General features: G+C 42.4%; 9 protein-coding genes. All 9 read right to left on the bottom strand.

All coding sequences use genetic code 11. From position 1 onward, the window contains the following. Window positions 1-152: 152 nt before the first annotated feature. Complete coding sequence (locus AC3A8L_RS18175) at window positions 153-617, bottom strand: hypothetical protein (protein WP_487963695.1); 465 nt, start codon at window positions 615-617, stop codon at window positions 153-155. A gap of 285 nt (window positions 618-902) precedes the next feature. Further along, window positions 903-1,922: an ABC transporter substrate-binding protein gene (locus tag AC3A8L_RS18170; RefSeq protein ID WP_487963694.1), complete on the bottom strand. Its 1,020-nt coding sequence runs from the start codon at window positions 1,920-1,922 to the stop codon at window positions 903-905. Window positions 1,923-2,066: 144 nt separating this feature from the next. Next, a complete protein-coding gene (locus AC3A8L_RS18165; RefSeq protein WP_487963693.1) occupies window positions 2,067-2,315 on the bottom strand; it encodes a hypothetical protein in 249 nt (82 codons plus the stop codon). Between the two features lie 72 nt (window positions 2,316-2,387). Further along, on the bottom strand, window positions 2,388-2,906 hold the full coding sequence (locus AC3A8L_RS18160) for a hypothetical protein (RefSeq protein WP_487963692.1): 519 nt from the start codon (window positions 2,904-2,906) through the stop codon (window positions 2,388-2,390). A gap of 402 nt (window positions 2,907-3,308) precedes the next feature. Continuing rightward, window positions 3,309-3,785, bottom strand: a complete 477-nt coding sequence (locus AC3A8L_RS18155; RefSeq protein WP_487963691.1) for a hypothetical protein — start codon at window positions 3,783-3,785, stop codon at window positions 3,309-3,311. A gap of 6 nt (window positions 3,786-3,791) precedes the next feature. Next, window positions 3,792-5,219 carry an IS66 family transposase gene (gene tnpC, locus AC3A8L_RS18150; RefSeq protein WP_487963690.1) on the bottom strand — a complete coding sequence of 476 codons (1,428 nt, stop codon included), beginning with the start codon at window positions 5,217-5,219 and terminating at the stop codon, window positions 3,792-3,794. 67 nt (window positions 5,220-5,286) lie between these two features. Continuing rightward, entirely contained in the window at window positions 5,287-6,201 is a 915-nt protein-coding gene (locus AC3A8L_RS18145) for a hypothetical protein (protein WP_487963689.1), read from the bottom strand. Further along, the gene (locus AC3A8L_RS18140) at window positions 6,194-6,496 is read right to left on the bottom strand and encodes a hypothetical protein (RefSeq protein WP_487963688.1); all 303 of its coding nucleotides are present in this window, start codon (window positions 6,494-6,496) and stop codon (window positions 6,194-6,196) included. Before AC3A8L_RS18140 ends, AC3A8L_RS18145 begins: the two co-directional genes overlap by 8 nt. A 476-nt stretch (window positions 6,497-6,972) precedes the next feature. Beyond that, the coding region (locus tag AC3A8L_RS18135; RefSeq protein WP_487963687.1) for a hypothetical protein at window positions 6,973-7,311 on the bottom strand (339 nt) is incomplete at its 5' end.

Genomic DNA, 7,311 nt, shown 5'->3' with positions numbered 1-7,311 from the left:
ATATGAGATGAGCCTGAACAGCCACCCCGCTTCTAAAATCATAGCTAAGGGGACATCTCTTGGGGCCGGCATTTTTCAATATCGCATTCCAGCGCTTTAAGTCACACACTAGGCACTTCTATTACAGTAGATTGCGAGCATGACAGTTAATTTCATTTGCTAACATCAACTGCTATCTCTTCCTTTTTGCCATCTTTATGATATCCAATGAAATATGTATCGTAGATTGGGCTGGTGCGAAATGCATTTGTTTTAGGGAAAGATAGCAGCATGAATTCAAAGCGGGCGCACTGACTCTCAAGTAATTTAATTTTATAGAAATCATACATTACTTGTTTATCCTTCTCGCTTCCAAGCCCTCTCTGAGGTACGTCAGAATGAGATTCAAGAGTGCTGTGATCAGTCACTTCATACTTGCTTTTGCACTCTGGGCTAGAAGCTCTATGTCCGCCCCAAGAAATATGCTCTTCGTCGATGCGGAACGCATGAAATACGGACATGCTATAAGTACTCGTTGCGGCCCACCTTCCAATATATCTTCTCACTTCTTCGGCAGTACATGCCGAAGAAAAATGACAAATCGAAGTAATCATGATAATTTTAATTGATATTTTCATCTAATTTCCTAGTAAGCTGAATACATCTTTGTCTAGGTACGCATATTCACTAAACACTCTTTGCTTGAGACTGTTTGCGCCTTATCGTCATATTCCAACCACCTATTCCGAAGGGTGTTTCAGTTTGAAATAATTAACTCTTTAACCGTTCGTTTGTCGATGGACCCAAAGACCCATATTGCGTATGGCTACGAGCGGATACAAAACGCAGCCGCCACACCCCAAAAGCATCTTCTCTCTCATGTATCAATAAGCTGTAATTTTGAAGCAACGTTAGCCTAAAATTTATTCTGATGGCGAATATCGTTGTAAAAACTCAAAACTGACATGATCGTTATAGTTTAAATCATCGGCGATTCTGCCAAGCCGCTTCAAAGCAGAAGTAGCCTCCTGCCATTGCGCATTAGTATATTCTCCATAACTCATCCCCTCCGGCTTTATATATGTATGCCGAGATTTTAAAAATCCCTGAACTGAACGAACATCAAAAGCTCTTGGCCTATAACTTATCAAATCCAAGGCGGCAGCATCTTTATCGGAGTAAGCAAATTCCCAACCTCTAATAACTCCATTGACGAAGGCCTGTACCAACTCAGAGTTTTCAGAGACAGTCTTTTTTGTCGTAAAATATACTGTGCCAAGATAAGACACTCCATGCGCAGCTGGGTCAATAATGCTATATCGCGTTCTAATCGTCGTGAGATGGGCCGAATCGTAGATACCATCACCAGGCATAATATCTACCTCTCTAGTTAACAATGGAGTGATTCCATGACCTACGGGAACTTCATCTAATAAATTACGAGCGATTTTATTTTTCTGAAGCATAGTAAAATAAATTACTTCAGCATCGCTCCCAGCCTGCAAGCCCACACGCTTACCTATCAGATCTTTAGGGTTTGAAACACTCCTATTAAGAGAATAGAAAACAATAGGGGAGCGTAAATATTGCGCCGCAATAGCAATTAGTGGTGCTCCTTCATTGACAGCCGACAAGAAGGAGTTAACCCCTACTGCGCCAAAAGTGTCTCTGCCAGATGTCACCCGATGAATAGGATCATCCTCCCCAACCGGAGCCAAAGTTAAATCTAGCCCGCCATCTCGGAAAAAACCCCGCCTCAAGGCAACAAGTTCTCCAGCATAATTGGGGTGGCGCATCGCTTCGGGCGATATCGCCCCCTCCATTACCAAAGAAGGTCGATAATCCCCTACTGCATCATTAGAATTCCCACACGAGACTACAGACAAAATCATCAACATGCATAAAAGCATCTTAAAAACCACAACAGCCACCTCACCCTTCATATCAAAGCTAACCCGTCATATTTCAACATTAACACATTCATTGACACCAAAATTTATCAATCGATTGCTGATTGACGCCCCAAACAGGGAACTGCTGACATATTCCAATGTCGCCGCTGAGCAGCTTTTGATCATAGTCACTTATTAAATGATATTGCCATTTCTTCTGTCAGTAACTATTTGTGGGTGGATCTCATAAACACCTCTACCTATTCGGGTAGTAAATTTATCATAGGTCGGGCTAGCACCCTGCTCAATTTCGGAGTTTGAAAGGATTACACCTGAATATGATTCCGAATAGTGTGGAAAGTGATCCATTACTTGTTGACGACTAACTATATACGGTAAATTCCCAGCGATTACAGCATCAAGAATATCTGTTTTTAAACTCACGCAACCTCCTAATCATTTAACATCGAAATTCGCGATCGAGCGAAGCGATAGCGTAATCATTCTGCATGGCTGTTAAAGCCTCGCCAAATTAATGATTGCCTGCAAGCCTTCCTCAAGGCCCACAGGGCCGTTTATTTTTCCTGAGTCCTTTGTTTCAGGAAAAGCGTGTATCAATGAATCAAATATTTGAAGTATAGATATCGCAATAGGTTCGTATGCTACGATTTCGTCGTCCACTTCAACAACACATAGGCCGTCGTTTGCATTAACGTAATCGATTAGCTCCCGGTCTTTTTGGCGATCATATTGCTGGAGTTTATGTGCTACGTTGTTACGAAGACTGTTAACTTTCTTTAATGCTTCCCATAACCATGCGTCCTTTTGATTGCCTTCAAGTGAAGAAGCGAAACTAATTAGAGATGGGAATGTGATTTGCTTTTTTCTAATCCTATCTGGATATGCAACGCGCCTACATATATATTCTTTCAAGGCCACTTCAAGCAATAAATGGCCTTTGAGCACTATTAAGGTTCTATCTTTCACCTCAACTGGCAAATGTTTAATATAACTATTTAAATGATCAATATTCATTTTATAATCTTTGCATAACTATTAGTGAATCGCTTATGAGCGATAACCCTTTGGACACTGCACTTGCTCGACAATACCCTTTGCGAGTGATATCTGTGTAGCTTACCAATAAATCCCATGAGTATGATCTACTCAATTACTCGCCTTACCAACAACGCTACAAGTCATATTCCAATCTCATCATGTCTAGTGTCAGAGAGCTTTCGGCCAAGAGCGGAATTTAACACCGTATTCAACGGCTCGTCCGTTGTAATGCTTCTTAACTTTAGGTGTCTAACACATCCCATTCGTCACCTAACACCCAACGCAGTGCCGATAACTTACCGTTGATAAATCAAGCAGCTATTACGATCGCGCTAAAAAACAACAAAGCCACAACAACCATACAGGCCGGCCATACAATTAAAAACGCACAGAAAAGCTAATAGACTTCTTATCGACTTTCTCTAGCAAAACACCATCCTCTCCCTCTTGATAATCAAACGTGATCCCATAGTGCAAAGCCTTATCCAAAAATAACGTCCCCGACACTTTTGACAAGCTAGAACTGCTTTTCACATGATTGCTTAATGAGTAAGAAGAATGACTGGCGCTTAGTTCAACCTTATCCCAGCCCGATGCATTTAGGCGCACCCTAACAGAAATATCACCGCCAAGAGCAGAATACTCCTTCTCATCCACTAGCTTTTCGAACTTATCTCCTTCTAGGCTGCCCTCATCAAAAATATTTGCGTAGACGCCTTGAAGACTAAATGCCGTATGTATATGAAACAATTTAGTAGAAACCCAATTATTAAGACCCCAGGTTGCCTGCGGTGTATATTTGAAAGTTAGATTTCCAATACGCACATCGGTAAATCCCTCACTGAGGTATTCCAAAGGTAACTATTCAGCCTCAATATCGAAAATTTTGGGTCGCTGACCAGAAAACAAGGATGCCAGTGCGTGGGTAGCCGTTATGCTTTGCTTCTTGCAGGTCGATAAATAACTCCGTATTCGGCAAAAACTCTCTGCGCCTCCCATCGACCTAAAGCATCCCGATATTTTCTGCTGTACTTTGGTCATTCGAATATCTCGCTCCCCTTGATTGTTCGTAAAAGGGATATCACTAGACGTCATAAAGCGCAGCACGTCGCTTTCGAACGCACGAAGACGCTCAAGTAAATTTCGAGACTTCGATTTCTTTTGCCGGCCGCGCTTTGGGGGCTCCTTTGTGGGAGGCGGACATTCAGTATCGGCTTTCATCAATAAATCTCGATATTTTTTCCGATAATAGCCTGCTTGCGATGCCGTTAACTCTCCACCACTGTTTTCTACTTTTTTATTGATTGAAATGAGCAGACCCTGCATATCTTTTGCCCATTTCTGCTGGTCTTTTTCCCAAGCGAATTCTAACTCACGAAGATGATGTGCATTACATAGGGCATGAGAAAAATCCTTGTATTGATAATAGGGTTTCCAATGATCATGGCAAACGACGCCGCTGTAGGTTGGGAGTATCCCCATTGCGTCAATCGCTTCGCACCCGCGTTTTTTATGCGGGTATAGATAGGTCCACTTTAAATCACTGACGCAATGCAGCCAGTGACGTTCACCACCCACATTCATCCCAGTCTCATCAGCATGTAAACAATTGGATTGACCGAGCTGATCCTTAATGACACCCTCAATTCCCGAGCTCACTAATAGTGCGGAAGCTTGTTGGTTAAAATTGAAGATCGCTCCTGCGCTGACGGCGATTCCAAGTTGATCCGAAAAGTATTCCTCAACGCGGTTATAGGGTAGCAGTTGATATTGTGATAAATAGACCGCATGGGCTTTAACTTGATTCCCATATTGAATTGGGCTTGTTATACCATCAGGGAAAGGCGCTACAACCTTGTTGCCCTTTTTATCTTTTAATATTTCAGCTTGATATTCAGTGATCGACCGCTTTATTTCAATATCAATAACCTGCCTCTTCTCCACTCCGGTGGCGGTATATTGCCCTTTAGGCAAGGTTCGCTTATCGATTTTAATAAAGTGGATAATGTCGGGCGCATCGAACTGTTCAAGTGTTTTCCCAACTCGACCTTTTTGGCCACCCGCTTTTTTAGCGCTGCGCGAACGAGGCTTCTTTTCACGGTTAGGATCTGATGAGGGTGGTTTACTACTGTTTTTACTGTTAATGCCTAGTCGATCGCTGAGTAGGCCAATAACTAATAGGAGCACTTCAAAAACCGTGCGCGTTGAGGCGGATAGCGTTTTATCCTCATCAATCACTTGCCTTGCATCCTTGATGGATTGCTCTACATTGAAGCCGCCGATTGTCACTACTGAACTACTTTGAAGTAAGGGAATGTAGAGCCATTATAGATTAGCTCACCTTTGGGGCGCTAGATTATCTGTGCTGGGGCTGAATAGTTACTTCCAAAGAAGTGTCGAAGTAGTTATTCCATACATTTCCGCTATCAATCTCACTCCTCAAAGATACTCCAGCGCCCTGATATTCCAACACCTCTAAGTTGATTGTATTATCAGCATTGGTAATCGTTCGAGTCTTAGACCCATCATACGAGCCAAACAAAGTCACACCCCTAATGAGCTTAGAATACTCGCCATCTTGATACTTAAAAGTCCATTGATAACCAGCCGCCAGCTTACTCACATTTTTAGACGTTGACTTATCAGCTCCACGATCCTTCTCATATGACAGCTTTCCACCACTGGCAGCTTTATGCCCTTCTTTAGAAAACTCCTTAGAGCTTTCACGCAACAAAAATATACCTGACACCGTTTCTTTTGCAGCAGGTAAACTAGCAGCAGCTGCAGACTTATAACACTCTACAAAGGTACCTTTGCCTTCATTATACAATCCGAACTTTGAAATATCAGTCGAGTCGGCAACAGAATTACGCAAAAGAAAAGGTTCTGACGAACTGAGCGTCACACCAGATTTCCCAGCTAAAGCCGAGAAAACATTATCCCCTTTTTGGTATAATTTTGTAATCTCTGTAGATTTGAAATCAGAAAACACACCGACAGGGCCTATACCAGGTTCAGAGTTAGTACTAATCAAAAAATCCCTCACTAACTCATCATTGGAAAGACTCCCTCTGCCACTAGAAAACATCTTTGTCGCATTGACACCAGAATTATGGATAACCCAAGAAAGGAGTCTTATCTCATCAATCCTGTACAGTCCTGTGACATTATCATCATAAATACAAATATCATCAGCCTTTGGCAGCGTGGCCTGTGCATACAGCGACGAGGAGAAGGCTACCCCTATGACAAACAAACTGCCTCTAATCATCAGAACCTCCCAATTTAGCCCAAATCGCATGCACCAAGCTCATCCCAGTAGGCGCTTCTTCACTCAATATTTCTTCAGCATCTTGCGGATCAAAAACAACGGCTGGCTCATGATCAGGGAGAAGAGGAACAACCTCTGCCATTAAAAAGTCTTTTAGCTGCAAAGACTGAGTTATGCCATACCCCTCATTAGGATCGCTTTTGATTTTCTCATCAAGCGTCACATTCCTAATATCCCATACCATCTTCGTCGCTACCGCTTCTTTTACTGCAGAAATAACATCACCTCTAATCATAGCCCCCCCCCCAAATTCGTTACGCCTTTCAATCAAACGTTTTTTAACTCATCCCCACCCACTTGAAGCGGGACCAACCAACACACTACCAAGAAAAAAACCAGCAAAACAAAATAGGCCAAGACCAATCGTAAGCCTCAGATTTACCGTCAACAAACCACTTACACAGATCAACTATAGGTTTACTAGTAAACCTATAGTTGATTTCTTGTTTTTATATCGACGCTGGGCGGTGTAAACTTGGTGGTTAAGTCGACAAAAAACAACTTAGTTCCAATTTCCAATATTCTCTTAATCGATGCCATTCAGATACTTACGAAATTTATAAATGAATGCGATGTAACCAATCCCGCCCAAAGTGAAAAGTGTTGGAAATATCACTACCGGAAAACCACTCGTAAGCCAATCTAAAATGGTGGCTGGCAGGGCAATCAAACCACACATAATCGCATGATCGCGCCAAAACCTATGATTTACTACTTCGATAGAAGGTTGGCGTCCACATTATTGTCTGTGGTGATATCTTGGGCCCCTCTAGTCGCGGCGCGATTAAGAAGAGATTGCATTCCAGTAAAAGTACAGGGGTGAACGTAGTCATTTAAGGCAACTAGAACTTCACCAGTCGTAGAGAACGCTTTACTATCATAGCCTTCAGATTTTTTCGCTTGACTGGCGCGTACAAGGCTATCAACCGAAGCTACATCTGGAGAAACCAAAAATGCCGCATCATATGCTTCAAAAGATGAATCTAAACTGCTAAACAACAAGCTAACTCCGCCAACTGCTTCAGAGTTCACTCCTGCCAAACCCATTCC

This window comes from Marinagarivorans sp. (assembly GCF_982758155.1).
Note: the sequence above shows the minus strand (reverse complement) of the source record. Positions and strands in the feature narration are given on the sequence as shown.

Excerpts from the sequence above, each read along its gene's own strand:
- AC3A8L_RS18175 (WP_487963695.1), bottom strand. The coding sequence starts at position 617 with ATGAAAATATCAATTAAAATTATCATGATTACTTCGATTTGTCATTTT.
- AC3A8L_RS18170 (WP_487963694.1), bottom strand. The coding sequence starts at position 1,922 with ATGAAGGGTGAGGTGGCTGTTGTGGTTTTTAAGATGCTTTTATGCATG.
- AC3A8L_RS18160 (WP_487963692.1), bottom strand. The coding sequence starts at position 2,906 with ATGAATATTGATCATTTAAATAGTTATATTAAACATTTGCCAGTTGAG.
- AC3A8L_RS18145 (WP_487963689.1), bottom strand. The coding sequence starts at position 6,201 with ATGATTAGAGGCAGTTTGTTTGTCATAGGGGTAGCCTTCTCCTCGTCG.
- AC3A8L_RS18140 (WP_487963688.1), bottom strand. The coding sequence starts at position 6,496 with ATGATTAGAGGTGATGTTATTTCTGCAGTAAAAGAAGCGGTAGCGACG.